Raw genomic sequence first — 26,697 nt, forward strand, 5'->3', positions numbered from 1 at the left:
GTTTAACCCCGGCCTGCCAGCCCCTAGGTCTGGGGTCACGATTTCCAGATTGAAAGCCTGCCCATGACCGCCTCCCTGCTCGATCCCCTGTCGCTGCCCGATTATGCCGCGCTGACGCCCGAAGCGATCGGCACGGCGCTGGACCAGTCGCTGGCGGAGTTGCAGGCCGTGGTGGCGCGGATCGTCGCGGAAAAGCCCGGCGATTTCGATGCCGCCTGGCTGCCGCTGGAACATGCCGATACCGCCGTGGAGGCGCTGTGGTCGGCCGTTTCGCACCTCAAGTCCGTCGCCAACACGCCCGAACTGCGGGAGGCACATGCGGCGGGCGAGCAGCGCATCGTCGAAGTGATGACGGCGGTGTTCCAGAATCACGACCTTTACGAAGTGATCGCCGCGCTGGAGACAAGCCCCGATTTCGCGCAGCGTTCCGCCGCCGACCGTGCCGCCGTCGAGCATATGCTGCGCAGTTTCCGCCTTTCCGGCGTGGCACTGCCGCCCGAACAGCGCGCGCGCTTTGCCGAAGTCTCGGTGGAGCAGGCCGGGCTGGCCAATACTTTCTCTGCTGCCGTGCTCGACGCGACCGACGCGTGGAGCGAGCATGTGACCGATGCGGCAGTGCTGGCGGGCATTCCGGAATCGGCGATGGGCATGTTCGCCGCCAATGCCAAGGCCAAGGAACTGGAAGGCTGGCTGGTCACTCTGCAGTGGCCCAGCGTCAACGCGGTGCTGACTTTTGCCGAGGATCGCGGGCTGCGCCAGCGCGTCTACACCGCCTTCGGCACCCGCGCCTCCGACCAGGGGCCCAACGCGGGTGAGTTCGACAATACGCAGCGCATCGCCCGCATTCTGGAACTGCGCCGCGAATCCGCCGCGCTGCTGGGCTTTGCCGATCCGGTGGAACTGTCGCTTGCTACCAAGATGGCGCCCAATGCCGGCGAAGTGCTGCACTTCCTGCGCGATCTGGCCAAGCGCGCGCGTCCGGGTGCGGAGCGCGACCTTGCCGACGCGCGCGAATTCGCCGCACAGGAACTGGGCATCGCCGATCTCCAGCCCTGGGATCTGACTTTCACGGCCAACCGCATGAAGCTGGCGCGTTTTGCCGTCGATGAGCAGGAAGTGCGCGCCTATTTCCCGGTCGAGCGCGTGCTGGCCGGCTGGCAGGTGCTGCTGGGCCGGTTGTTCGGTATCACGCTGGTCGAGCGGACGGACGTTTCGCTGTGGCACGCCGATGCCCGCTATTACGACGTGGCGGATGAGGACGGCGCGGTGATCGCGGGGCTCTACCTCGATCTGCACGCCCGGCAGGGCAAGCAGGGCGGGGCCTGGATGGCGCAGGCGCGGCCGCGTCTGGCGGATGGTGGCAGTGCCCGCGTGCCCGTGGCCTACCTCACCTGCAATTTCGCGCCTAAGGGCGGCGATACGCCTTCGCTGCTCTCGCACACCGAAGTGGAAACTCTGCTGCATGAGACGGGGCACTGCCTCCACCACTTGTTCACCCGCGTGAACCGGCCGAGCGTGGCCGGCACCAGTGGCTTCGAGTGGGACGCGGTGGAACTGCCCAGTCAGTTGATGGAGGACTTCGCGTGGGATCGCGAAGTGCTGACCGGCATGTCCGGCCACTACCGCACGGGTGAGCCGCTGCCGGCGGAGCTGTTCGAGAAGATGCGGGCCGCACGCCGCTTCCAGTCCGGCCTCTTCGTGCTGCGCCAGATCGAGTTCGGCCTGTTCGACCTGTTGCTGCATCTGGGCACGATGGGCAGCGATCCGATGGAAGTGATCGGCGCCGTCCGCGAGGAAGTGGCCGTGGTCATTCCGCCCGAATGGCACCGCTTCCCGCATTCGTTCACCCACGTTTTCGCGGGCGGCTACGCCTCGGGCTATTACAGCTACCTCTGGGCCGAAGTGCTGGCGGCGGATGGCTTCCGCAAGTTCGTGGAGGCCGGCGTGGTGGACCGCGCGACCGGCGATGCCTTCCGTGAGGAAGTGCTGGCGCGCGGCGCTACGCGCCCGGCGGCTGACAGCTTCCGCGCTTTCCGCGGGCGCGATGCGGATGTGACCGCCCTGCTCGAACGGCGCGGCCTGCTGGCGTGAGCGGCGCCATAGTGGAAGACCGTCGCGCCTGGCTGCGCGAGGCGGTGCGGCGTATCGAGGCGGACTACAACCGGTCTGCCGACACGCATCTGATCCGGCTGGATCTGCCGCGCTATCCGGGCATCACGCTCTACCTGAAGGACGAAAGTTCGCACCCCACCGGCAGCCTGAAGCACCGGCTGGCGCGATCATTGTTCCTCTATGCGCTGTGCAACGAGTGGATCGGGCCGGATACGTGCGTGATCGAGGCCAGTTCGGGATCGACGGCGGTGAGCGAGGCCTATTTCGCGCGGATGCTGGGCCTGCGCTTCATTGCCGTGGTCCCGGCCACCACCGCACAGCCCAAGCTGGACGAAATCCGCTTCCACGGCGGCGAGATTCACGCGGTGGACGATCCGCGCACGGTCTATCAGGTGGCGCATGACCTCGCCCGGCAGACCGGCGGGCACTACATCGACCAGTTCACTTATGCCGAGCGGGCGACCGACTGGCGGGGCAACAACAACATCGCCGAAAGCATTTTCCACCAGATGGCGGAAGAAGAGCATCCGGAGCCGACGTGGATCGTCTGCGGCGCCGGCACCGGCGGCACTTCCGCCACGATCGGCCGCTTCTTACGCTATCGCCGCCACGCCACCCAGCTTTGCGTGGCCGATCCCGAGCATTCGATCTTCCACCGCCACTTCGCGGACCGCACCCAGACCACGCTACCCGAAGGCTGTGCGGCGATGATCGAGGGGATCGGCCGCCCGCGCGTGGAGCCCAGCTTCGTGCCCGGCGTGGTGGACCGCATGATCGCGGTGCCCGATGCCGATAGCATCGGCGCCATGCGCGCGCTGTCCGCGCGGCTGGGGCGGCGCGTTGGCGGATCGACCGGCACCAACCTTTGGGCCTGCGCCCGGATCGTCGAGGAAATGCACGCGGCGGGCCAGCGGGGTAGCATCGTCACGCTGCTCTGCGACGGGGGCGAGCGCTATGGCTGCACTTATTACGACGAGGCATGGCTGGCCGGCCGCGGGCTGGACTGGCGCCCGGCGGAGGCACGGATCGCGCAGCTTCTTGGTCCCGCTTAAGCCAAACCCACGCTGCCGATAGCAACCGTTCCGCATAATCGATTGGACGGGCCCCATCGGCACCGACACGATGGCTCCCAATAGCCTGCCCCACGCAATACGGGCGGGCGAAAGGGAGAGAATGGTTCGACATCACCAGGCCGGCTGGATGACCGGCGTATCGCTGCTATTGCCGATCACGCTGACGACGATGGCGATCGTGCTGTTGACGCCGGTTCTGCCCAATCTGATGGCCGAATTCTCCTCGGTGCCCAATCACGAATACTGGGTGCCGATGATCCTGACGCTGCCCTCGCTCTGCGTGGCGCTGCTCTGCCCGGTGGCGGGGATCATGGGGGACTATTTCGGGCGGCGGCGCCTGCTGCTGTTCTCGTTCCTGCTCTATGCGGCGGTGGGCGTGCCGCCGGTGTTCCTGCATGACCTGAGGCACATCCTGATCTCCCGCGTGGGCGTAGGCATTGCCGAGGCGCTGATCTACGTGCTGTCGACGACGATGATCGGCGATTACTACAAGGGCGCCGCGCGCGATCGCTGGCTGGCGGCGCAGACGGCCTTCGCCTCGGTCTCCGCGCTGCTGTTCATGGTGATGGGCGGCTATCTCGGCAGCTTCGGCTGGCGCATTCCCTTCTGCGTCTATGCCTCCGCGCTGCTAATGTTCGGGCTGGTGCTGAAGTTCACGTGGGAGCCGGCCAATGCCGCGCATCCGGATGACGAGGCGGAGGCGCCGCCGCGCAACCTGTCGTGGGCGGGCTTCCCCTGGCGCACCATGGCGATGATCGTGCTGATCACCGTCTACGGATCGGTGTTCTTCTATACCGTGCAGATTCAGGCGCCCAGCGGCCTTGCCGAACTGAGCATCGACAATCCCCTGCGCGGCATCCTGACGGCACTGGCTAGTCTGGGCGTGCCGCTGGGCACGTTCGTCTATTCGCGGCTGAGCCGGAAATGGCCGGTCAGCCGGCTGCTGCTGGTGGAATTCGCGCTGCTGTCGCTGGGCTTCGCGCTGATGGGCAAGGCGGGGAACGTGCCGGGCTTCCTGATCGGCTGCTTCGTCAATCAGATCGGCGCCGGGCTGCTGCTGCCGACCTTGCTGGTCTGGTCGATGTCGATCCTCTCCTTCGAATTTCGCGGGCGCGGCACCGGGTTCTGGCAATCCGCCTTTGCGCTGGGCCAGTTCCTGTCGCCCGTGGTGGTGACCTTTTCCGCGCAGCGTAGCGGGGGCCTTCTGGGCGCGTTCATGGTGCTGTCCGTCGCGGCACTGGGCGGCGTGGTGATTGCGCTGATCGCATCGCGCCTGCGTGGCACCGGCACAATGGAGATCGCCCATGGCTGATCGCCTGAAGGACCGTGTTGCCGTCGTCACCGGGGCGGCCAATGGCATCGGCGAGGGCGTCGCCCGCATTTTCCGTCAGGAAGGCGCGACGGTGATCGGCGTCGATCTCTCCGGCACGGACGAGGTTTGCGACCTGACCGACGAGGCGCAGGCGCTGTTCGCGCGCATCGGCGAAGCGCATGGACATATCGACGTGCTGGTCAACGCCGCCGCTTTCGCGGTGTTCGGCTGGATCGAGGATCTTTCCTATGCCGACTGGAAGAAGACGCTGACCGGCGAACTGGACATCGTCTACCTCGCCACCCGCGCGGCGTGGCCTTGGCTGAAGGCCAGCGGATCGGCCAGCATCGTCAACTTCGCCTCGGCCAATGCACGCCATGCCCTCGAAGGCTCCCCGGCGCTGGCGCATTGTGCGGGCAAGGGCGGGGTTCTGGCGATGACGCGCCAACTGGCGATGGAAGGCGCGCCGCACGGCATTCGCGCCAACACCATCGCGCCGGGCTTCATCCGGACCGCCGCCACCGCGCGCCACTTGGCTGCCGATCCCGATTTCGAGCGGCAGGTACTGGCCAAGAACATGCTGAAGCGCCTTGGCGAGCCGGAGGATATCGCCTGGGCCGCCTGCTGGCTGGCCAGCGCGGAGGCGCGCTACGTAACCGGCGCCGACATCGCGATCGATGCCGGCGCCACGGCCTGGTAAGGCGTTACTTGGCCTGCGGCGTCCGGTCTTCCGCCGGCACCTTGCGCATCGGTACGGCGGCAAGCCAGTCCTCGAACGCCTCGATATCGATCGGGCCGTTCACCCGGTCGGTGCCGTCCTTGAAGCCGGCAAAACCGTCGCCGCCTTCGGCCAGGAAGTTCACCACCGAGACGCGGTAGCTCTTCGCCGGATCGAGCGGCTTGCCGTCGAGCGAGATGGCGGTGATGCGCGAGCCGGAAGGCCGGCGCATGTCGAAGGCGATCTTCATGCCCTGACTGGGCGAGAGGATCTGCTTGTCGCCGGTATCGTCCAGCCCCTGTTCGACAGTGGCGCGGATCTGCGCGCCGGTCAGCGTCATCGTCACCATCTGGTTGTTGAACGGCGTGACGGCGTAGATCTGGCCGAAAGTCACCGTGCCGTCGGCAGCAGGCACCAGTGAGGTGCGGATGCCGAAGGGATTCACGAAAGCGATCTGCGCGCCGTAGTTGCGGGTGCCGGCCAGCTGCGAATCCGCGATCAGCGCGCCCAGCGAACCGCCATTGCCAACGCCGCCTTCGCTTTCCTTCTCCATCGGGCCTGAGACATGGCCGACCGGGCGCTCCACCAGTTGCAGCGAGGCGTCCTTGTACCGCTTCACATAGGCCGACACGTCCGCGCGCGGCTGGAACTGCGGGAACGCGGTGGTGGTCGGCACCGGCCCCTTGCCCGAGGTATAAGCTTCGGACTGGACGATCACGTTGTGCGCCTGCCGGTTCACCAGCTTGTGCGTCACCGGATCGAAATCGAGCGTGATGTCGGTGACGAGCTTGCCGTAGACGCCTGCACTGGTCAGCAGGATCGGACCGGCGGCGGCATTGGCGGTGTAGTTGCAGATATAGGCCCAGTGGGTGTGGCCCGAAACGACCACGTCCACGCCGGGGTTCAGGTGGTCGAGGATCGGCTGGATATCGCCGGCCGCCTCGTTGCAGCCGTTGGGGTCGGCCACGCCCTTGGTGCGCAGGCCCTGATGGATCAGTACGACCACGGCATCGGCCCCGGCCGCCTTCAGTGCGGGCACGGCGCGGTTGATGGTATCGGCCTCATCCTCGAACTTCAGGCCGCTCACCCGGTCCGGCGCGACGAGGGTGGGGATCGTCTTAAGCGACAGGCCGATGAAGCCGATGGTGATCTTGCGGTCACCCGTGCCGAAGGTCTTGAGCCCGGTGCCGGGGAACAGCGTCGTGCCGTCCGGCATCACCGTGCTGGCGGCGAGGTACTTGTAGTGCGCGCCTTCGAACTGTTCGAGCTGGCACGGTTCGAAGCGGGTATTCTTGGCGCAGCCGCCGTTCTGCAGGCGCTTCAGTTCCTGCCAGCCACGGTCGAACTCATGGTTGCCCACCGCGTTGAATTCTAGCCCGATGCGGTTCATCACGCCCACCGAAGGCTCGTCCAGATAGAGCGAGGAGGCGAGCTGCGAGGCGCTGGTCAGGTCGCCTGCGGCCACCACCACGTTCTCGGGATGCTCCGCCTTCAGCGCGTCCACCGCCGAGGCCAGCCATGCCGCGCCGCCGGCCGGGACCGAGACTTCGTTGCCCTTGCCGTCGGGCGCGTCGACCGTCTGCTTCGGCGGTTCGAGCGCGCCGTGGAAGTCGTTGATGGCGATCACGCCGATCTCGATCGGGGCCTGCGCGGCGGGCGCCGCGGCTTGATGGTGCGCCTGCGGGGTGGCGCAGGCGGATACGAGAAGGGCGGCGACGAGCGGCGTGATGCGCGCGATGCGGAAACTGGTCATGGCCCGGCTCTATCGGATCGACAGATGACGCGCCAAGGACGTTTTTGCATCTGCGAAGCAGATTAGGGGGTCGTCAGTCTTGTTCGACTTCGACTGGAGCGCCTGTGCCGCCTTGCTGGGGGGCGGCACAGGCGCGGTTGCCACCGCCGGGCTTGTGAGGGCAAGCGCCGTGGCGGCAAACAGATAGCGTGGCTTGATCAGAATGGGCCCATCTCAGTAGGGTCTGTCGCCGGCGACGGTGACGCGGAAACCGGAGCGCACTTCGGGGAAATAGTCCCACACCGCGAAGTGCTGGGTGCAGCGGTTGTCCCAGAACGCCACCGAGTGCTTTTCCCAGCGGAAGCGGACCTGGAAGTTCGCGTCCTTCACATGCTCGAACAGGAAATCGAGCACGGCCTTGCTCTCCGGGCCGGACAGCTCGTTGATTTTCGTCGTGTAGGACGAGTTTACGAACAGCAGCTTGCGGCCGGTTACCGGGTGGGTGCGGATCACCGGGTGCGCGTTGCAGGGATAAGTCTTGGTCGAATCCGGGAAGATCGCCTTGTAGACATGGTTGGCGTCGTGAACGGCGGTCAGCGGATCGAGGAAGGCCTTCATCGCCGGCGAAAGCGCGTCGTAGGCCGCGTACATGCTGGCGAACAGCGTATCACCGCCGTCTTCGGGCAGAGTGTGCAGCGTCAGGATCGATCCCATCGGCGGCTCGGCATCGGCGGAAAGGTCCGAATGCCAGTTCTCGCCCGCGACGAACTTCGAATTCTCGTCAGCGTGGATGGCGACGATTTCGGGATGATTGGGCAGGCCGGCGACGCCCGAATGAATGGCCAGTTGGCCGAAGGCGCGGCCCAGCGCCTTGTGCGCGTCATGGTCCATGGGCTGGTCGCGGAAGAACACCACCTGGTGCTTCATCAGCGCGTCGTGAATCTCGGCAAAGGCCTGATTGCCCAGCGGCTTGGTCAGGTCCACCCCGAAGATTTCCGCGCCGATGCGCTTGGTCATCGGGCGCACGTCGATCAGTTCATAGCCCATTTCCGGCGGCTCCAGTGTAACGCTTCCTATGGTTCGTGCCGGACGGGCCCCGCCCGGCACGAACATCCTGTTCAGTCTTTCGCGACCGGATCGGCCACACTGCCCTTGTGCGGGAAGATGCGGCGTTCGATGCGGCAGTGGATGCCCTGCGTGCCGTCCACCACTTGCGTCACGCCGAAGTCGGCGGCGACGCTCATCAGCGAATAGCCGTCGTTGCGCGACAGGCCCTGATGCTCGGTCAGGAGGTGCAGCATGTCCATCGATGCGGACTTCATGGCCAGATCCAGATTCTCGCCGAAGCCGTGGACGATCCAGCAGTCCGGCGTTTCCAGCAGCGGCGAGGGGAAGGCAAAATCCTTGCGCAGCACGATCTGGAACAGCACGTCGAGCGAGGCTTCGATCGCGGTGCCGCTGATCTCGCCGTCGCCCTGGCTGACGTGGGGATCGCCGATCGAGAACAGGCCGCCCTTGACCTGCACCGGGTAATACATCGTCGCCCCCGCACCGATGCGCCAGTTGTCGATATTGCCGCCGTGAAGGCCGGGCGGGATCGTGCTTACCGGATCGTTGACGGCGGGCGCCACGCCGGCAGTGCCGAGGTGCGGGCGCGCCGGGATGGTGATGCCGGGCAGCGCAGTGGAGCGGTCACATTCCGGGCAGTGCGTGATGCGGCCGGGAACGACGTACTTCTCTTCCACGTCATAGGCATAGAGCGCGGCGGCGGTGTTGGCGGTGGGATCAAGTTTGTAGATCGTCACCCGCTCGGTCTGGCCGAATTCTTCGTAGAGATGGCCCCAGTTGGCCGCGAGGTTGGAGCCGTAGTTGAAGCGCGGCTTCATCTGGAAATAGCGCACTTCCAGCATGTCGCCCGGCTCGGCGCCTTCGACGTAGATCGGCCCGGTCATGATATGGCAGCCCGGCGCGCGGGTGGCCGGATCGATCTCGGTAAAGATGCGGCGGATCTCGTCGTCGAACATCAGGTCCGGATCGTCGCCAGCGTGGTGGGTGACCGCCTGCGCCATGATCAGATCGCCGCTCTTCACGGTGAGCGCCGGCTTGATCTCGGGCGAGAAATAGCCCCAGTGCACCGTTTCGGGCGTGGCCCTCAAGTGGTGCAGCGCGCCGGGTTGGACGGTGTCCTTTTCAAGCGCGGGCTTAAGGCTGATCAGTGCCATCGAAACTCCTGTTACGCAGGGAAATCGGGGAAAAGGCGCGCTTATTCGGCGCCGATGAGCACGCTCGTCATGCTGAGCGACTTGTGCTGGATGAAGTGGGGGGCGAACTCGGCCGGCTCGCCCTCATGCCGCGCGCCCAGCACGTAGAGCAGCGGCAGGAAATGGTCCTCGCTGGGAACCGAAAGCCGCGCGGCATCGCCCAGCGCCTCGTAATCGATCACCACTTTGGGATCGTCCTCGGCAATGGCCTTGCACATGGTGGAATTGAACTGCTCGGCCCAGGGGTAGGGCGTGGCGAGCGGGTTGGCCCAGTCCATCGCCGGCAGGTTGTGGACGATGTTGCCGGTGCCCATGATCAGCACGCCTTCGTCGCGCAGCGGGCGCAGCATACGGCCGACCAGCCAGTGCTCGGCGGGGCTCTTGCCCAGATCCATGCCAAGCTGGATCACCGGCACGTCAGCCTCGGGATAGGCGTGGACGAGCACCGACCAGGTGCCGTGGTCCAGCCCCCAGTTGGCGTCCAGCTTCACCGGCATCGGTTCCAGCAGTTCGCGCACGCGCTCGGCGAGGTCGGGGTCGCCGGGGACGGGGTATTGCACGTCGAACAGAGCCTGCGGGAAGGCGCCGAAGTCGTGGATCGTGCGCGGCTGGGCCATGGCGGTGACGGCGGTGCCGCGCGTCTGCCAGTGGGCCGAGATGCACAGGATCGCGCGCGGTTTGCCGATGCGGCCGGCGATCGCGTTCCAGCTTCTGGTCACGTCGCTCTTTTCCAGCGCCACCATCGGGCTGCCGTGACCGTAGAAGACGATCGGAAGACGGCTCATTCGCGTATTGCTCCGTTGCTCTGAGACCCAAGGCTAGGGAGAGCGGGGGCGGATGGTCTTGCGGGCAAGCGCACAAGAACTTGTTGGAAGTGGGCGGGTAAAGTGAGTGCAGTTCCCCTCCAACAAAACTCCGTCGCCCCCGCGTAGGCGGGGGCCCCGCTGCCTTTGCTCCGTTGCGAGAAAAGCGGGATCCCCGCCTGCGCGGGGATGACGAGGTTTGGTGGTGTTATGTTGGGGATCTGAGGGGCGGCCCTTGGTTTGGACGCCCCGTATTCGCCTTATTCCTTGGTGTAATCTGCCGGAATCTCGGGATTCTCACCGGCCTTGCCCCATAGGATGATCTCGTTGCCCCAGGGATCGGCGAAGGCGTGGTTGTAGCCGTTGAACTCAGCCCAGTAGTGGTCACGCCACAGCACCTTGCCGCCCAGTTTCTCAGCGGTGGAGAGGATGCGTTCATGGCTGTCGTCGTCCGAGACGAGCACCCAGATGCGGGCCTTGCGGCCTTCGGTGGCTAGCGTGCGCGGCTCTACGCCTTCGGGGTTCGGATGGGGCCGCGCGTTGTTCGCGTCGAATACGCCGAGGTGGAGGTTGCCGATCTGGCTGTCGGTGCCGTCCTTGTTCTGGAAGAAGCCGCCGGGAACCATGCGGTGATAGATCCCGTGCGGGCGCGCATCGTTCTCCCAGCCGAAGACTTCGGCGTAGAATTCGCCGGCCTTGGCAGGATCGTCGGTCGCGAAATCGACGAAGATGAGCGTGTTGGTCATTGCGGAAGGCTCCCTTGGTGTTTGTCCAAGGCCTAGCCGCAGGGAGTTTGCATGCGCGGCACGAGGCGCACGAATCCTTGATCTTGAGCGTCCGCCCGGCGTTCTTTGCAAAATCCGCTGAAGGCGGATTTTGGCGGCACCGGCCCACTCCCCCACCCGACCTCCCCTACGGGGTAGAATCTGGGAGGTCGGGTGGGGGAGTGGGCCGGTGCCGCATCCGGGCGTGAGCCCGGCCAAAAAAAAGGCGGCGCCCGACCTAGGTCGGACGCCGCAGCCGTCGGGAATGGGTGACGGTAAACTTGTGAAATCAGGCGTGGAGACGCGTGACCGGAGCTGGCGGTCCGCGACGGCGATCCCACTCGGCGCGGTAGCGTTCGACCAGCCAGACGTTAAGCAGCCGCTGGGCGCCCTCCTGCCAGGAATAGCGACCGCGCGGTGCGAACTTGGATCGCAGGCCCTGCTGCACCAGTTCGTCGACGTGGAAATCCTGACCGACGATCTCCTCGACCGCAGTGTCGTTCATCTTCATCTTCAGCTCGTAAAGCGGATCGTCCATCGCTTCGGGCACCATCAGCGTGCCGATGGTCAGCGCGTGGCTCTCCGGCCCGCGCGGGTCCATGATCAGGTAGAGCACGGTGTCGTTCAGCACCACCAGCGAAAGGCTGGGCGGCAGGTTCACGAAAAGCAGGCGGTTCTGCTCTTCCTCGGTCAGCTTCGGGAACACCGGGAAGACCGCCTTTTGCGTGGCGTTGAAGGCGGCGTTCTTGTGGAGCGTGCCGTTCAGCCGGTAATAGCCGGCGGAATCGGCGGGCACTTCGGGGAAGCTGGCAAGGCCGCTGGGGATGAAGTCGTGCAGCGGCCCGGCGTGGAGGCGGCTGGCGTGGTAGCCGTCGTTGTTGTTTTCCAGCATGACCTTCCAGTTCCACGGGAACACGGTCGGTTCCTCGGGACGGGGGCCGCGCAGGTTTTCGAAATCGTAGTTGGCAACGACCTCTTCCAGCCCGGCAAGGCGCGGGGTCAGCGGGGCGGCGTCTGCATTGAAGTTGACGAAGATGAAGCCGTGCCAGATCTCGTGCCGGATGACGGGCAGGCTGGCGGCCTTCTTGTCGAAATTGCAGGTGCGGTTCATCGCCGGCGCGCCGACGAGGGTGCCGTCGAGGTCATACGTCCAGTGGTGATAGGGGCACACGAAGGCGCGGGCATTGCCGTGGCCTTCGGCGACCAGCATGGCGCGGTGCTGGCAGACCGAGGACAGCGCCTTGATCGACCCGTCACGCGTCTTGCAGATCACCATCGGCTCGTCCGCGCGGGTGACAGTGAAGAAGTCGCCCGGGTTTTCCAGCCATTCGGTGCGGCCGACGCAGAGCCATTCATGCTCGAACAGCGCGGCTTTCTCGAACCGGTAGAATTCCTCGTCGACATAGCATTCCGCCGGCAGCGTCTCGGCTTCCAGCGTGTCCAGCGTCGAGCTTTCCAGACTGTCGATGAACTTGTCGGTGAGAATGGTCATTACTGGCTTCCCGTCTGACGCAAACTGCGGATCGCCCTTCGGCAATCGCTTGCTACAGAATGACCCTAGCGGGCCTTGGCCACTGTCTCTTTGCGCTGGACGAAGGGACTTTTGGCAAGGTGTTCGTTGAAAATGCCTGATGGGCATTTTCGTGGCGGCACCGGCCCACTCCCCCACCCGACCTCCCAACAGGGTACACTTCGTGGGAGGTCGGGTGGGGGAGTGGGCCGGTGCCGCCAAAATCCGCCTGCGGCGGATTTTCAAACGAACTTCTTACTCGGCGGGGACCAGTTCTGCGCCTTCCGGTTCCTCGACGCGGACTGGCGGAGAGGCCGGAGCGCGCAGGAACAGCACAGCCATCGCCGTTGCCGCCGCCAGCATCAGTGCGAAGACGAGCAGGGCGGGGGCATAACTGCCGGTCACGTCGGCAATGCGGCCGGCGCCGATCGGGCCAAACACGGCGAGCGTGGTGACGGTCGTCGCCATTGCGGTCATGTCGCCGGCGATGCCCGCACCGAAATAGCGCAGCAGCAGGATGTGTGCGGAAAGCCAAGCCATGCCCCAGCCCATGCCGAACAGCGCGGCGGCGACGGTGGCGACCAGCACGTGGCTGGCCGTCCACAGCAGCGCCATGGCCAGCGCCTGCACGGCAAGGCCGGCGATGAAGATGCGGCGCGGATCGACGCGCTCGCACAGCGTGCCGGTCACGCCTTTGGCGCCGGTGCCGGCGAAGGCCAGCAGGCTCATCGCGATGGCGCCCGGCGCCGCGCCCTGGCCGAGATTGGCGATATGCGCGACAAGGATCGAGTGGGTGGTCGTGACCACGGTCTGCACCACGGTCATGGCCAGCGCGAGGATCACGAAGCTGGGCGTCATCAGCGCCTGCTTCACGGTCCATACGCTGGCGGCGGGGCCGTCGCTCTCATGCCCGGCGCCCTTGACCTGATCGACGCTCTCCACCTTCACCGCGTCGCGGATGCAGAGCAGCGAGATCACGCCCAGCACCAGCGCGCTGGCGGCCATGACCATCCAGTGCAGACGCCAGTTGCCGGTAAGGCCGACGATGGTGCCGACGATCAGCGGCCCAGCAATGCCGCCCGCCGCGCCGGTCATGAAATAGAAGCCGATCATCCGCGCCGAAGTGCGCGGGAACCACGTCGCCAGCAGATAGACGGCGGGCGAGGGCGCGACGAGCGAGAAGCCCACGCCCATCAGCGTCGTCGCCACGAAGAACAGTTCCAGATGATGGATCTGCGAGGCGATGAAGAAGCCGATCGCCAGCACCAGACAGCCCGCGAAGACCGTCAGCCGCGTGCCGATCGCCTTCATCAGCATCGGCGGCAGCGGACTGGCGAGGCCGCAGGCGAGGCCCAGCAGTGAGAAGCTGAGGCCGGCGGCAGCCTTCGACCAGCCAAGTTCGGCCACCATCGTGTAGAGCACGTAGCCGAGCGAGGTGAAGGTGGTGGCGGTCACGAAGAAGAAGCCGAGCGAGGCGGCGAACATGACCAAAGCGCTGCGCGGTATGCTTTGGGGCACGGACAGTCCGGACGACATGACAACTCCTGCGGGCTCACGGTCCGCACGGAATCGCCGGACCATCATGCCCTGCAGGCTGACATGCTGCACCTGCACACTCTTGATGGTGCGCGACTCAATAGTTGATCGCGGGGCGGGGGCAAGCGAGTTGGGCTATGCGGGCCCGAAGGCCGGCTTTTTGTATTAGACCGTGATTTCGCCCTGCATCACCGGCACGCAGGCACCGCGCAGCGTGGCCACGATGCCGTCCGGCGTGCGGCGCGCGGTGACGTGCAGCAGGCTAGGCCGGCCCATTTCGACGCCCTGATGGATTTCGAAGCTGGCTTCCTGCTTGCCCGGTTCCAGCGAGAGCAGCAGGCCGGCGAGCGGCGTATTGGCGCTTCCCGTCGCCGGGTCTTCCCAGGTTCCCGAAAGCGGCGCGAACATGCGCGCGCGCAGCACGCTGCCCTGCCGGGCATAGGCATGAACGGCGAAACGCGTGCCGAATTGCGGGTGAGCGGCCAGCGCATCGCGGAAGGCGGCCAGATCGGGATCGCAGCGGGACAGCGCCTCGCCCGTCACTTCGGCGATGACGAAGGCGTTGCCGTTCGATGCGGCCACGGGGAGGTGGTGCGTGGTGATCACATCGGCGGGCGTCAGCCGCAGGGCGCGGGCGATCACTTCGGGCGCGACCGTTTCGCCGACGCTGAGCGGCTGGGGCGTCTCGATGCTGGTGGCCAGCGGTGTGCCATCGGCATCGCGCTCGATCTGCACGCGGACGATTCCGGCCGGCACTTCGAACGCGGCGCTGCTCAGGTGCGGGTTCTGGCGGGCGAGGACGAAGGCCGTGCCGACCATCGGATGCCCGGCGAAGGGCATTTCCGCCTTCCGGTTGAAGATGCGGACGCGGGCGGTGTTGGTGGGGTCTGCGGGCGACTGGATGAAGGTCGTTTCGCTGAGATTGAACTCGGCCGCTATCGCCAGCATCGCCGCGTCGTCGAGATCGTCCGCGTCCAGCACGACGGCGAGCGGGTTGCCGCCGAAGCGGGTCTTCGTGAACACGTCGACGGTGAAGAAGGGGACTTGGGGCACGAGGGTGGTCCGTTCGGTTGGTCTGGAACAGCCCCATGCACGATGTGGAGGGGGCTGTCTTCAACAAGCCATTCTCCCGATCCCGCTCAGGCTGAGCTTGTCGAAGCCCGCAGAGAAGCCATCCGGGGCGTGGCGCCTGGTCTCCCATCCTTCGACAAGCTCAGGATGAGCGGGGTGTGTACACGAGGGCCAATCCCACGCTCCCCGTCATCCCCGCGAAGGCGGGGATCCCGCTTCTTCTGTCGTGCGGGGCGAGAGGGTGCGAAGAAAAGCGGGGCCCCCGCCTTCGCGGGGGCGACGAAGAGTTGTGACGCGAGCTGCCCCCAAACAGAAAAACGCGCCGGCCTTGCAGCCGACGCGTTCCCCTAAAAACCAACGGTGCGACCCGATTGGCTCCCTCTCAGAACTTGTACCCAACCGACAGGATCACCTGACGCGGCGGGATGTAGGTGTCCATCACTTGCGCCGAACCGTAAGGGTCCGAGAAGCGCGAGTTGATGCCGTTCTTGTCGAACAGGTTGATCACGCGCAGTGTCACATCCGCATTGGTGCCTTCCGGCTCGTACTTCAGCATCGTGTTGACCTGCGTGTACGAGGGCGTTGTGTCCACCGCGCCTTCGTTGAACAGGCGGTACTGGTACTTGCCGCGGTAGATCAGCTGGGCGCGGGCGGTCAGCTTGCCCGGGCCCACTTCGCCGTTCCAGGTGGCCGCGATATTGCCCTGCCAGCGCGGCAGCTTGGGAATGCGGTTGCCCTTGATATCCTCACGCGCGGCATCGCGGGCGACCGAGGCGGAGTAGAAGTTGGTCCAGAACAGGTAATCCGGATAACCGGCGGCGTTCTGGGCATTGGCGGCGTTGTTCGGGTCCAGCGCGTAGTAGTGCGAGGTGAATTCACCCTCCAGCCACGACATCGACGCATCGAAGCGCAGGTGCTCGGTCGGTGCGTAAGTGCTTTCCAGTTCCAGGCCGTAGACCCGCGCCTTGGGTGCGTTGCTGATGCCTTCGCCATAGAGGACGGGGTCTTCCTCAAGGAACTGCATGTTCTTGTAGTTGTAGAGGAAGGCGGAGGCGTTGATCTGCAGCGTATCGTCCAGGAAGCGGTTCTTGCTGCCGATCTCGAAGGAATCGACGGTTTCCTTCTTGTAGCTGGGCTTGATCGAATCTTCCCAGCCGAAGATGCAGTAGGCGCCGCCGCACGATGCCGATGCGCTGTTGATGCCGCCCGGCTTGAAGCCGCGTGTGTAGCTTGCGTAGACCATGTTGCTGGGCGTGAACTGGTAATCCAGCGCCACCTTGCCGGTCCAGGCATGATCGCTGCGCGATCCGGTCGACGCGGGCTGGAGATAGGCGCCCGAGGTCTGGTTGGAGGTGCCGCCGGACATCGAATCGTACATGCCCGAGGACTTGTCGTGGTTGTAGCGCGCGCCGGCGGTCAGCTTCAGGCTGTCGGTCAGGGCATAAGTGCCCTGCGCGAAGACGGCGTAAAGCTCACGCTTGATCGAGGACAGCTCGGCATAGGTCAGGTTGCTGACCAGCGGGTCGTTCCACGCGGTGTCTTCCGGCAGGGCTTCCTGCAGGAAGTTGTCGTCATCGCTGCGGTATTCGTTGACGTACTGGCTGTTCTTGGAGTGCAGATAGACGCCGCCGAGCACCCACTGGAACGGGCCGTTGCCGTTCGAGGTGAGGTTCAGCTCCTGGCTCCAGCTCTTGGTGTCGGACGCCCAGAGCGGCACGTGGTCATAGCTGACGCCGGTGTAGCTGATCGGGTTGTAGGTGTTCTGGTAGAACAGCGTGGTGTCCAGCCCGTCGGCATCCCAGGCCTGCTTCGAATGCAGCTTCTGGTAGCCGGTGATCGACTTGATCGTGGCGAACGAGGTGTCCCACTTGATCACGCCGGTGTAGAGCTGGGTCTTCACCTTCGAGCGGCCCGGATAGTCCTGCGTCAGTTCGCGCGGATCGGGGTTCGGGTCGAGGATGTTCTTCTGCGCCGGGCCGTTGGTGTTCGAATTGAACTGGATCGTGTTCAGCGTGACCGACAGGTTCGACAGCGGCTGCCACTTGGCGCCCAGGCGCCAGCCGGTCTCGTCCTGATCGTCCAGATCGTACTTCTTGAAGCCGGGCACTTCGGTGGCGTGGGCATAGCCGTCGTGCTTGGTGAACTGGAAGGCGCCGCGGATCGCCAGCGTGTCGGTCACCGGCACGTTCAGCGCGGCGGAGCCCTCCATGTAGTTGTAGTTGCCGATGCCGGCGTTGACGTTGCCCTTCAGCGCATCGGTGCTGGGTTCGATCGAGACGACGTTGATGGTGCCGCCGGTCGATCCCTGGCCGAACAGCGTGCCCTGCGGGCCGCGCAGCACTTCGACTTGCGCGACGTCGATGAAGGCGGCGCTCGCGGCGATCGAGTTGAAGATGTAGACGCCGTCGATGTGGTAGGAGACGCCCGGCTGGGTATTGGTGTTCTCCGGCGTTTCCGAACCGATGCCGCGGATGGAGATCACGCGCTCGCCGCCGCCGCTCTTGGCGATGACCAGGCCGGGGACGGTGCCGTTGAGCCCGGTGATATCGGTGATGTTGCCGGCCCGCAGCGTATCGTTGGTGATTGCGCTGACCGAAAGCGGGGCCTGCTGGAGGCTGACGTCGCGGCGCTCGGCGGTCACGACGATGTCGGTCAGCGTGCCGGCGGCCGGGTCTGCGGCCGGATCGGCTGCTGCTGCGGCGGCAGGCACGGCGGCGGCGTTTTCAGCGGCGGCATGGGCCGTGGCGGAAGTGAAGGCAAGCAACGATATGCCCGTGGCCAGGGCATAGGCGAAAGTGGACTTGGTTCTCATGTCAGCTCCCCGAACAGGTCGTAAGATCGATTCCCGGGCTTTGCGGCTCATGCTTGCTGCTGGGGTGGCCGCTTGAGGGGGAACTTGGCGGCTGGATGACGGTCCGGTCTTGTGCAGTTGCGAATAAGTAGTTGACCGCTGTAACCCGGCGGGCGTGCCGCTTGGGCATAAGACTCGCGTAAATTGGCGGTTTTTGTGTGCTTGACGCGAACGGGAACCGTTTTCGCCGTTTTGCGTTGCAGCGTATGCCCCGCTTCAGGAGAGGCGCGGGGTATGCTTCGGGCGTCTCGCGTCAAGCCGTTGGCGTTTCCAGCGACAAGACCGTGCCGTCCGTGCCTGCCATGGGGGCAGGGAAGGGGTGACTGGCCCCGGGAGGATGCCCTGATGACCGTGATCGCACTCGATACGCCGCCCATGACCCGTCCGCTGGGCACGACCGGCATGGAGATCAGCCGCGTCGGCTTCGGCGCCTGGGCCATCGGCGGGCCGGACTGGGCGGTGGGCTGGGGCGCGCAGGACGATGCCGATTCGGTCCGCGCGATCCGTCACGCGGTCGATCGCGGAGTGAACTGGATCGACACCGCCGCGATCTATGGCCTCGGCCATTCGGAGGAAGTGGTCGCCAAAGCCCTGGCCGAAATGCCGGAAGCCGGGCGGCCCTACGTCTTCACCAAGTGCGGGCAGGTCTGGGATCCGAACGATCGCCAGTCGAAACTGCGCGTCGGCCGCCGGGAATCGATCATTGCGGAGTGCGAGGCGTCGCTGCGCCGCCTGCGGGTGGAGCGGATCGACCTGCTGCAGATGCACTGGCCGGCCGAGGACGGCACCGCGCTCGACGAATACTGGGGCGCGCTGCTCGATCTGAAGGCGGCGGGCAAAGTGCGTGCGGTGGGGCTGTCCAACCACAATGCGGACCAGTTGGAGGCGGCGGAGGCCTTGGGCCATGTCGATACGCTGCAACCGCCGCTCTCGGCCCTGAAGCGTGACGCCATCGCGCGCGAACTGCCGTGGTGTCTGGCGCACGATACCGGCGTGATCGTCTATAGCCCGATGCAGTCCGGCCTGCTGTCCGGCGCTTTCTCGGCAGAGCGGGTGGCGGGGCTCGCGGGTGACGACTGGCGTTCGCGCCATCCCGACTTCACCGGCGAGGCCCTGACGCGCAACCTTGCCGTGGCGGCGGCGATGAAGCCGGTGGCCGAGCGGCACGGCGTCTCGCAAGCGGCGGTTGCGGTGGCATGGGTGCTGGCGGTGCCGGGCGTGACCGGCGCCATCGTCGGCGCGCGCAGTCCGGCGCAAGTCGATGGCTGGGTGACGGGGGCGAACCTTGTGCTCACCGCAGAGGATCGTGCCGGGATTGCCGCCGTTCTTCGCGAAACCGGTGCCGGTTCCGGTCCGGTTCCGGACTGACCTGATAAGCGCCTCCCCAAAACAGGACTGCCCATGCTTCGCCTTCTCGCCCGCCTGAACATCGATCCCTACCTCTTGCTGCTGGTCTCGACCGTGGGGCTCGCCTCGATCTTCCCGGCGCGCGGCGTTTGGGCGGGGATCGCTGGCGGGGTGGCGGACGCGGGCATCGCGCTGCTGTTCTTCCTCCACGGCGCCAAACTCTCGCGCGAGGCGATCGTCGATGGGGCAAAGGCGTGGAAGCTGCACCTGACCGTCGCCTGCCTGACTTTCGTGCTGTTCCCGATCGTCGGCCTTGGCGTCAGCGCCATTCCGGGGCTGGAGCCCTCGCTGGCGATGGGTGTGCTTTACCTGACCCTGCTGCCCTCGACGGTGCAGAGTTCCATTGCCTTCACGGCGATTGCCGGGGGCAATGTGGCGGCGGCGGTGTGCAGCGCTTCGTTCTCCAACCTGGCGGGCATCTTCATCACCCCGGTGCTGACCGCGCTGTTCATTACCGGCAAGACGCAAGGCTTCTCGACCGATCCGATCATTGCGATTGCCGTGCAACTGCTGCTGCCATTCATCGCCGGGCACTTGCAGCGGCCGTGGATCGGCGGCTTCGTCAGCCGTCACAAGAAGCTCTTAGGATATACCGACCGGGGATCGATCCTCTTGGTGGTCTATACCGCCTTCGGCGCGGCCGTGCTGGAGGGGTTGTGGCACAAGGTGACGGTAGCCGAACTGGGCCTGATCGCGGCGCTCTCACTGGGGATTCTCGCGGTCATCATGGTGCTGGGCAATGTGCTGGGCCGGGTGCTTGGCTTCAATCATCAGGACCGCATCGTCATTCTGTTCTGTGGGTCGAAGAAGAGCCTTGCTACCGGGGTGCCACTGGCGGGCGTGCTGTTTCCGCCGGCGCAAGTGGGGGCGATCATCCTGCCCCTAATGTTCTTCCACCAGATTCAACTGATGGTCTGTGCCGTGCTTGCCCGCAGGCTGGCAGCGCAGGCGGAACCGACGCAAGCCAACTCCGCTCAGCCCTCCAATCCCGCTCAGGCTGAGCTTGTCGAAGCCCCCTGAGACGGGGCGCTAGGCCTCCGACAAGCTCAGGATGAGCGGGGTGGGTGAGGGGCGCAAGTCCTTCAAACTCGCAACCACCATCCCGTCATCCCCGCGAAGGCGGGGATCCCGCTTATCTTGCGGCATACGGGAGGTTGCAGAAGGAAGCGGGGCCCCCGCCTGCGCGGGGGCGACGAAGAGTATGGGGTGAGGTTGGGGCGAAAAGTGCGTCAGCCTGCCCCTCCGCCCTAAATCTCCAGCTGACTGCCCAGTTCGATTACGCGGTTGGTGGGCAGCTTGAAGAATTCCATCGCGCTTTCCGCATTGCGCACCATCGCGGCGAACAGCTTCTCGCGCCACAGCGCCATGCCCGGCCGGCTGGAGGGGATCAGCGTCTGGCGAGAGAGGAAGTAACTCGTCTCCATCGGCTTGAACGGGCCGCCGGCGCGGTTTTCTTCGGCCAGCGCAGCGGGAATGTCGATCTCGTCCATGAAGCCGTAGCGCAGCACCACGCGGTAGAAGCCCTGGCCCAGATCCTCCACTTCGGCGCGGTTTTCGGGCGCGACGTGGGGCACACCTTGTCCGGAGACCGTCAGGATCACCACCCGGTCATGCAGGATGTGGTTGTGCTTCAGGTTGTGTAGCAGGCCCGGCGGCACGCCGTCGGCATTGGAGGCGAGGAACACCGAAGTGCCCGCCACGCGCCGCACGCGTTCGCCCACCGATCGGATGAAAGTGGCGAAGGGGATCGAGTCCTCCCGAAGCCGGTCGCGCATCAGCTGACGGCCGGTGGCCCAGGTGGTCAGCAGAGTGAAGACCACGGCGGCCACCAGCAGCGGGAACCAGCCGCCGTCGGGGATCTTGGTGACGTTCGAGAAAAAATAGAGAGCGTCGATGAACAGGAAGCCTGCCGTGACGCTGCCCGCCACCAGCGGATGCCACTTCCACACGGTGAAGGTCAGCACGCCCAGCAGGCAGGCGGTGATCAGCATCGTGCCCGTCACCGCGATGCCGTAAGCCGCGGCCAGATTGCCCGAACTGCGGAAGCCGAAGACCAGCAGCACCACCATGATCAACAGGCCCCAGTTGACCAGCGGCACGTAGATCTGCCCCGCCGCCTTGGCGCTGGTGTGCAGGATCTTCAGGCGCGGCAGGAAGCCCAGCTGCACGGCCTGTTGCGAGACGGAGAATGCGCCCGAAATCACTGCCTGGCTGGCGATGATCGTCGCCATGGTCGCCAGCAGGACCAGCGGCAGGCGCGCCCAGTCCGGCGCCATGAAGAAGAACGGGTTCTGGATCGCATCGGGATTGCGCAGCACCAGCGAAGCCTGCCCCAGATAATTGAGCAGCAGGCACGGGAAAGCGACGTAGAGCCACGAGATCGAGATCGCCTTGCGGCCGAAGTGCCCCATGTCGGCATAGAGCGCCTCCGCCCCGGTCACCGCCAGCACGACTGAGCCGAGCGCCAGAAAGGCCAGCTTCGGATTGATCAGGAAGAACTGTAGCGCGTGGTGCGGGCTCAGTGCCCAGACCACTTCGGGCGCCTTGGCGATCGAGTGGAGGCCAAGGCCGGCCAGCACCAGGAAATAGACGATCATCACCGGGCCGAACAGCTTACCCATCGTCGCGGTGCCGTGCGACTGGATCGAGAACAGCCCGATCAGGATGACCACCGCGATCGGCAGCACGAATTCCGCGAATTCCTCGTTCACCACGGTCAGCCCCTCCACGGCGGAGAGGACCGAGACGGCGGGCGTGATGATGGCGTCGCCATAGAACAGCGCGGTGGCGATCACGCCCAGCATGGCGATCAGCGGCGTCCAGCGGCTTTTTCCGAGAGTGCGCCCGATCAGCGCGAGCAGCGCCAGGCTGCCGCCTTCGCCGTTGTTGTCCGCGCGCAGGATGATGAAGACGTATTTGACGGTGACGATCAGCATCATCGTCCAGAACATCAGCGAGATCACGCCGAAGATGTGCATCCGGTCCACCACCAGCGGGTGGTGGCCGATGAAGCTTTCCTTCAGGGCATAGAGCGGCGATGTGCCGATATCGCCGAAAACCACCCCGATCGCGCCGACGGACAGCGCTGCGAGGCTTTCATTGGGGGCATGGTGCCCTGAGGAGTCGCTCATGGTTCGGGCGCCTAGTCTCGCGCGCGCGAAGGCGCCACCAACTTTATGCTTTCTTTATGCGGCCGGAGCAATTCCCCGTGGAACCTTAACGGCCTGAAGGACCATCTCGCACCCGTCATCCACTGACGGGAGTATGGTGCCATGCGCCGATATCTGTCCCCCCACCGGCTGGCCGCGCTGCGTGCGGGAAAGCGCTGGTGGCCGGCCGAAATCGCGATGCGCGCGGCAGGCCTGCTGTGCCTGCTGGCGGCATCGCGCGTCATTCTTGCCGAGCACCGGATGGCGATCACGCCGGTGCTGCACGATCCCACGGTGGCCGATCTGGGCCTTTGTGCGGTGTTCATCGGGCTGCTGAGCCTTGGCCTCTCGCTGGCCCTGTGGGGGCCGCGCCTGTTCCGCGAGATCGATCTGCCCGGTCACTTCTGAGCCGCCGATGAATCGTGCCGCCGCACCGCCTTTTCAAGAATCCCCAGGTTTCCCTGTCCTTCCTACCTGGTGACACCTGCCGCCTCGGGGACTCGCCCCGAGGCGGCTCTTCCCGTGTCCGGCCCGTCCGGCGTCAATCTGGCTCTCGACAGCCGGGCTGCCCGCAGCGCACAAGCGCAGCCGTGAACGAACCGCGCCCCGATCCCGAAGCCCTGCTGCGCGCCGCCGTGCGGGAGCATCGCGGCCGCCTGAAGATCTTTCTCGGTGCCGCGCCCGGCGTGGGCAAGACTTACGAGATGCTGGGGGAGGGCCTCGCCCGTCACGCCGCCGGGGTGGACGTGGTGGTGGGCGTGGTGGAAACGCACGGCCGCGCGGAGACGGCGGCCCGGCTGCACGGGCTGGAAACGATCCCTCGCACCCATGTGCCCTATCAGGGCCATGTGCTGGACGAGATGGATATCGACGCGGTGCTGGCCCGCCGCCCGGCCTTGGTGCTGGTGGACGAACTGGCGCACACCAATGCGCCGGGCAGCCGCCACGACAAACGCTGGCAGGACGTGGAGGAACTGCTGGAGGCCGGGATCGATGTCTGGTCCACCCTCAACATCCAGCATATCGAGAGTCTGAACGACGTCGTCGCCTCTTTCACCAAGGTCCGTGTGCGCGAAACGCTGCCGGACAAGGTCCTGGGCGATGCCGAGATCGAAGTGGTCGACATTCCGCCCGACGAACTGATCGAGCGGCTGCGGCAGGGCAAAGTCTACGTGCCCGACGAGGCAACGCGGGCGCTGGGCGCGTTCTTTTCCAAATCGAACCTCTCCGCCTTGCGCGAAATGGCCTTGCGTTATGCGGCGCAGACGGTCGACGCGCAGATGCTGGAATATGTCCGCGCCCATGCCATCGAGGGGATCTGGGCGGCCAGCGACCGTCTGGTCGTGGCGGTGAGCGAGCAGCCCGGCGCGCTGGAACTGGTGCGCGCGGCCAAGCGCCTGGCCGATGCCCTGCGGGCGCCGTGGACGGCGGTGCATATCGAAACGCCGCGCGCCGCTGGGTTCACCGATGGCGAGAATGCCCAGCTTGCCGAAGCGCTCCATCTGGCGACGCAGCTGGGCGGGCAGGTGGCCACCTTGCCGGCCGAAACGGTGTTCGACGGGCTGAAAAGCTTTGCCGCGCAGGCGCGAGCGACGCAGCTGATCGTCGGCAAGTCCGCCCGGTCGCGCTGGTTCGAACTGCGCCACGGATCGATCGTCGACCGGCTGGTGCGCGAGATGCCCGGCCTGTCGATCCAGGTGGTGCCGACGACGGGCGGCGAGGCGCGGGATCCCGGGCACCGGCCGGGCGGGCAGTGGGGATCGCCGACCGGTTATCTCGTCTCGCTGGGGCTGACGGCGGTGGTCACGCTGGTGGGCACGCTGATCCTCTCCAGCGGCAACATCACCGATCTGGGGCTGCTCTACCTGTTGCCGGTCATGGTCGCGGCCACGCGCTATGGCCTGCGGACCGGGTTGACGGCGGGGTTGGCGTCCTCGCTCGCCTACAACTTCTTCTTCCTGCCGCCCACGCATACACTGACCATTGAGGATCCGCGCAATTTCATCACCGTGCTGGTGCTGCTGGGCGTGGCCGTGCTGTCCAGCCAGTTGGCCGCCCGCGTGCGCGAACATGCCCTGCAGGCGCAGGCGAGTGCCACGCAGAACAGCGCCTTGGCCGGATTCGCCCGACAACTCACCGGTATCAGCACGATCGATGAACTGGCGCATGTGCTCTGCGGAGAGATCGGCCGCCTGTTCGACGGCAATACCGTGCTGCTGATGCCGGGCGACGAGGGCCTCTCGCGCCGCTGGAGCTGGCCGGGCCCGGCGCGGCTGGAAACCTTGGACCTGGCCGCCGCCAACTGGGCTTTCGACAACAATACGCCCGCCGGGCAGGGATCGGACACGCTGACCGCGTCCGAATGGCTGTTCCACCCGCTGGCCGCACGCGGCGCGGTGATGGGCGTTTTCGGCCTTGCCCGCAGCGATGCGCGTACCGCCGTGCGGCCGGACCAGTTGCCGCTGCTGCTCAGCCTGCTCGATCAGGCGGGCCTCGCGCTGGAGCGCATGGCGCTGGAAGGGCAGATGGCGGAGCTTTCGCAGGCGCGCGAGCGCGACCGGCTGCGCCATGCGCTGCTCTCCTCGGTCAGCCACGATCTGCGCACGCCGCTCACCACGATCATGGGCACCCTGGCCGCCATCGAGGCGAGCGAGCCAGAGCAGGCCGTCCCCATCGCCGCGGCGCGGGGGGAGGCGGAGCGGCTGCACCGCTTCGTCACCAACCTGCTGGACATGGCGCGGATCGAGGCGGGGGCGCTGCACGGCAAGATCGAGCCGGTCGATCTGGACGAGGCGGTGGCAGAAGCGCTGCACCAGTTGCGCGGCCTGCTGATCGGGCATGCGGTAGAGCTGGAGATCGCACGCGATGCGCCAATGGTGCTGGTCGATCCCAACCTGTTCCACCATTGCCTGACCAACCTGATCGAGAATGCCGCCAAGTACGGCGATCCCGATGCCCCCATTGCCATCGGCGCGCGGCGCGTGGCCGATGGGCTGGTGCTGACGGTGAGCGACCGTGGGCCCGGCATTCCGGCGGGTGAGGAGGAACGCATCTTCGAGACGTTCACCCGGATCGAGGGGTCGGACCGCAAGGGTGGCACCGGGCTTGGCCTGGCCATCGTCAAGGGGTTCGCGATGGCCATGGGTCTTGCCGTCACCGCCGCCAATCGCGAGGACGGCCCAGGGGCCCGCTTCACCATCCAGTTCGACAAGGCCCATCTCAAGGAATGGCCGGAAATATGACGCAGACAATCACCATCCTCGTCGTCGATGACGAGCCCGCCATCCGCCGCCTGTTCCACGCCGGGCTCGCCCGCGCCGGCTATGCCGTGGTGGAGGCCGGCACCGCGCGCGAGGCGCTGAACGCCATGGCCATCGACAAGCCCGAGGTCGTGCTGCTCGATCTGGGCCTGCCCGATCGTGACGGGCTAGAACTGATCCCGCTGATGCGCGCGCAGGCGGCGATCATCGTCGTCTCCGCGCGTGAGGCGACCGACCAGAAGGTGGCCGCGCTGGACCTTGGCGCGGACGATTACGTGGCCAAGCCGTTCGACAGCGAGGAAGTGCTGGCGCGCATCCGCACCGCGCTGCGCCACCGCATCCCGGCCGAGGCGGCCGAACGCCCGGTGCGGCGCGGCGACGTGGAGATCGATCTGGTCGCGCGGATAGTACGCAAGGCCGGGGCGGAAGTGCATCTGACGCCCAAGGAATACGGCTTTCTGGCCGAACTGGCGCGCAATTCGGGGCGAGTGATCACCCATGCGCAATTGCTGCGCTCTGTCTGGGGGCCCGGACACGAAAGCGATGTTGAATACTTGCGCGTCGCCGCGCGCGGCGTCCGCCGCAAGTTGGAGGACGATCCCGCCAATCCCACCCTGCTGCGCAACGAACCGGGTGTCGGCTATCGGCTGGTGAGCCAGGACTGAGGCCGGGTCTAGAATCCCGGCTGCCTTTCCCCCTCCCCGGGGAACCGGAGTGTTTTCAAGCTGGGTAGAATCGCCAGGCGCGGCAAATACTGCGCGCTGCGTTCATTTGTGAACGCTTAATACGCCGGCCCGAAGCGTGGCTATGCCAGTTCGATCCGGATGCGATGGAATTTGTGCGCTGCACAGCATGAGCCTGCACCGGCGCGCGAGGCAGGCCAATCCGAGGGGCGCGCCGGACGGGCGGCCGGGCGCTGCCGCCCGCTAGAGCCGCGCGCCACAGTTTGGCCCGGGTTGGGTCCAGATTGGATCGGAAAGCGCTATTCGTCGTCTGCATGCGGTACTATCCCATCGAATAATAAGCCTAATTGTCCGTAGGGGGGAAACACGAACCCGCCGTTCGCACAGCACCGGCAATCCACCAGCCCCTGCCCGGGCATCGGCCGTGATCGGCCGTAACGGCGATCGCCGGCCTC

Annotated in this window: 19 protein-coding genes; 9 read left to right on the forward strand and 10 right to left on the reverse strand. The window is 66.0% G+C overall.

Features of this window, described 5'->3' with window-relative positions; all coding sequences use genetic code 11:
* Window positions 1–63 precede the first annotated feature (63 nt).
* The 4 genes from ACZ1JC_RS12530 to ACZ1JC_RS12545 all read left to right on the forward strand — a co-directional run bounded on the left by ACZ1JC_RS12530 (window position 64) and on the right by ACZ1JC_RS12545 (window position 5,197).
* A complete protein-coding gene (locus tag ACZ1JC_RS12530) occupies window positions 64–2,091 on the forward strand; it encodes a M3 family metallopeptidase (protein ID WP_465136549.1) in 2,028 nt (675 codons plus the stop codon).
* Window positions 2,088–3,164, forward strand: coding sequence for a PLP-dependent cysteine synthase family protein (locus ACZ1JC_RS12535; protein ID WP_465136548.1), 1,077 nt, complete (start codon window positions 2,088–2,090; stop codon window positions 3,162–3,164). Before ACZ1JC_RS12530 ends, ACZ1JC_RS12535 begins: the two co-directional genes overlap by 4 nt.
* A 121-nt stretch (window positions 3,165–3,285) precedes the next feature.
* The gene (locus tag ACZ1JC_RS12540) at window positions 3,286–4,497 is read left to right on the forward strand and encodes an MFS transporter (protein ID WP_465136547.1); all 1,212 of its coding nucleotides are present in this window, start codon (window positions 3,286–3,288) and stop codon (window positions 4,495–4,497) included.
* A complete protein-coding gene (locus ACZ1JC_RS12545) occupies window positions 4,490–5,197 on the forward strand; it encodes an SDR family NAD(P)-dependent oxidoreductase (RefSeq protein ID WP_465136546.1) in 708 nt (235 codons plus the stop codon). The genes ACZ1JC_RS12540 and ACZ1JC_RS12545 overlap by 8 nt, the downstream gene beginning before the upstream one ends.
* Window positions 5,198–5,201: 4 nt before the next feature.
* Here the strand turns inward: ACZ1JC_RS12545 and ACZ1JC_RS12550 are convergent, their stop codons facing one another.
* The 9 genes from ACZ1JC_RS12550 to ACZ1JC_RS12590 form a co-directional block, all read right to left on the reverse strand.
* Window positions 5,202–6,968, reverse strand: a complete 1,767-nt coding sequence (locus ACZ1JC_RS12550) for a bifunctional metallophosphatase/5'-nucleotidase (protein WP_465136545.1) — start codon at window positions 6,966–6,968, stop codon at window positions 5,202–5,204.
* 213 nt (window positions 6,969–7,181) lie between these two features.
* Window positions 7,182–7,994, reverse strand: coding sequence for a TauD/TfdA dioxygenase family protein (locus ACZ1JC_RS12555; RefSeq protein WP_465136544.1), 813 nt, complete (start codon window positions 7,992–7,994; stop codon window positions 7,182–7,184).
* 71 nt (window positions 7,995–8,065) lie between these two features.
* Window positions 8,066–9,169: an acetamidase/formamidase family protein gene (locus tag ACZ1JC_RS12560; protein ID WP_465136543.1), complete on the reverse strand. Its 1,104-nt coding sequence runs from the start codon at window positions 9,167–9,169 to the stop codon at window positions 8,066–8,068.
* A 41-nt stretch (window positions 9,170–9,210) separates the two neighbouring features.
* Window positions 9,211–9,993 (reverse strand): 4,5-DOPA-extradiol-dioxygenase, encoded by a 783-nt coding sequence (gene ygiD, locus ACZ1JC_RS12565; RefSeq protein ID WP_465136542.1) that lies wholly within the window; start codon window positions 9,991–9,993, stop codon window positions 9,211–9,213.
* Between the two features lie 278 nt (window positions 9,994–10,271).
* Window positions 10,272–10,757, reverse strand: a complete 486-nt coding sequence (locus ACZ1JC_RS12570) for a VOC family protein (protein ID WP_465136541.1) — start codon at window positions 10,755–10,757, stop codon at window positions 10,272–10,274.
* Window positions 10,758–11,064: 307 nt separating this feature from the next.
* Complete coding sequence (locus ACZ1JC_RS12575; protein ID WP_465136540.1) at window positions 11,065–12,267, reverse strand: aromatic ring-hydroxylating oxygenase subunit alpha; 1,203 nt, start codon at window positions 12,265–12,267, stop codon at window positions 11,065–11,067.
* A 273-nt stretch (window positions 12,268–12,540) separates the two neighbouring features.
* Window positions 12,541–13,821, reverse strand: a complete 1,281-nt coding sequence (locus tag ACZ1JC_RS12580) for an MFS transporter (protein WP_465136539.1) — start codon at window positions 13,819–13,821, stop codon at window positions 12,541–12,543.
* A 165-nt stretch (window positions 13,822–13,986) separates the two neighbouring features.
* Window positions 13,987–14,874 carry a PhzF family phenazine biosynthesis protein gene (locus ACZ1JC_RS12585; RefSeq protein ID WP_465136538.1) on the reverse strand — a complete coding sequence of 296 codons (888 nt, stop codon included), beginning with the start codon at window positions 14,872–14,874 and terminating at the stop codon, window positions 13,987–13,989.
* A gap of 400 nt (window positions 14,875–15,274) precedes the next feature.
* Window positions 15,275–17,704 carry a TonB-dependent receptor gene (locus ACZ1JC_RS12590; protein ID WP_465136537.1) on the reverse strand — a complete coding sequence of 810 codons (2,430 nt, stop codon included), beginning with the start codon at window positions 17,702–17,704 and terminating at the stop codon, window positions 15,275–15,277.
* Between the two features lie 384 nt (window positions 17,705–18,088).
* Here ACZ1JC_RS12590 and ACZ1JC_RS12595 point away from each other — a divergent pair, with 384 nt between their 5' ends.
* Both ACZ1JC_RS12595 and ACZ1JC_RS12600 read left to right on the forward strand, forming a co-directional pair.
* On the forward strand, window positions 18,089–19,111 hold the full coding sequence (locus ACZ1JC_RS12595) for an aldo/keto reductase (RefSeq protein WP_465136536.1): 1,023 nt from the start codon (window positions 18,089–18,091) through the stop codon (window positions 19,109–19,111).
* Window positions 19,112–19,144: 33 nt separating this feature from the next.
* The gene (locus tag ACZ1JC_RS12600) at window positions 19,145–20,170 is read left to right on the forward strand and encodes a bile acid:sodium symporter family protein (protein ID WP_465136535.1); all 1,026 of its coding nucleotides are present in this window, start codon (window positions 19,145–19,147) and stop codon (window positions 20,168–20,170) included.
* A 227-nt stretch (window positions 20,171–20,397) separates the two neighbouring features.
* Here the strand turns inward: ACZ1JC_RS12600 and ACZ1JC_RS12605 are convergent, their stop codons facing one another.
* Entirely contained in the window at window positions 20,398–22,281 is a 1,884-nt protein-coding gene (locus ACZ1JC_RS12605) for a potassium transporter Kup (RefSeq protein ID WP_465136534.1), read from the reverse strand.
* 141 nt (window positions 22,282–22,422) lie between these two features.
* Here ACZ1JC_RS12605 and ACZ1JC_RS12610 point away from each other — a divergent pair, with 141 nt between their 5' ends.
* From ACZ1JC_RS12610 to ACZ1JC_RS12620, 3 genes are all read left to right on the forward strand, one after another.
* The gene (locus tag ACZ1JC_RS12610; protein ID WP_465136533.1) at window positions 22,423–22,707 is read left to right on the forward strand and encodes a hypothetical protein; all 285 of its coding nucleotides are present in this window, start codon (window positions 22,423–22,425) and stop codon (window positions 22,705–22,707) included.
* Between the two features lie 182 nt (window positions 22,708–22,889).
* Complete coding sequence (locus ACZ1JC_RS12615; RefSeq protein ID WP_465136532.1) at window positions 22,890–25,541, forward strand: DUF4118 domain-containing protein; 2,652 nt, start codon at window positions 22,890–22,892, stop codon at window positions 25,539–25,541.
* Window positions 25,538–26,224, forward strand: coding sequence for a response regulator (locus ACZ1JC_RS12620; protein ID WP_465136531.1), 687 nt, complete (start codon window positions 25,538–25,540; stop codon window positions 26,222–26,224). Before ACZ1JC_RS12615 ends, ACZ1JC_RS12620 begins: the two co-directional genes overlap by 4 nt.
* Window positions 26,225–26,697: the final 473 nt, after the last annotated feature.

This window comes from Sphingomonas sp. BL-S-28, from assembly GCF_055521515.1.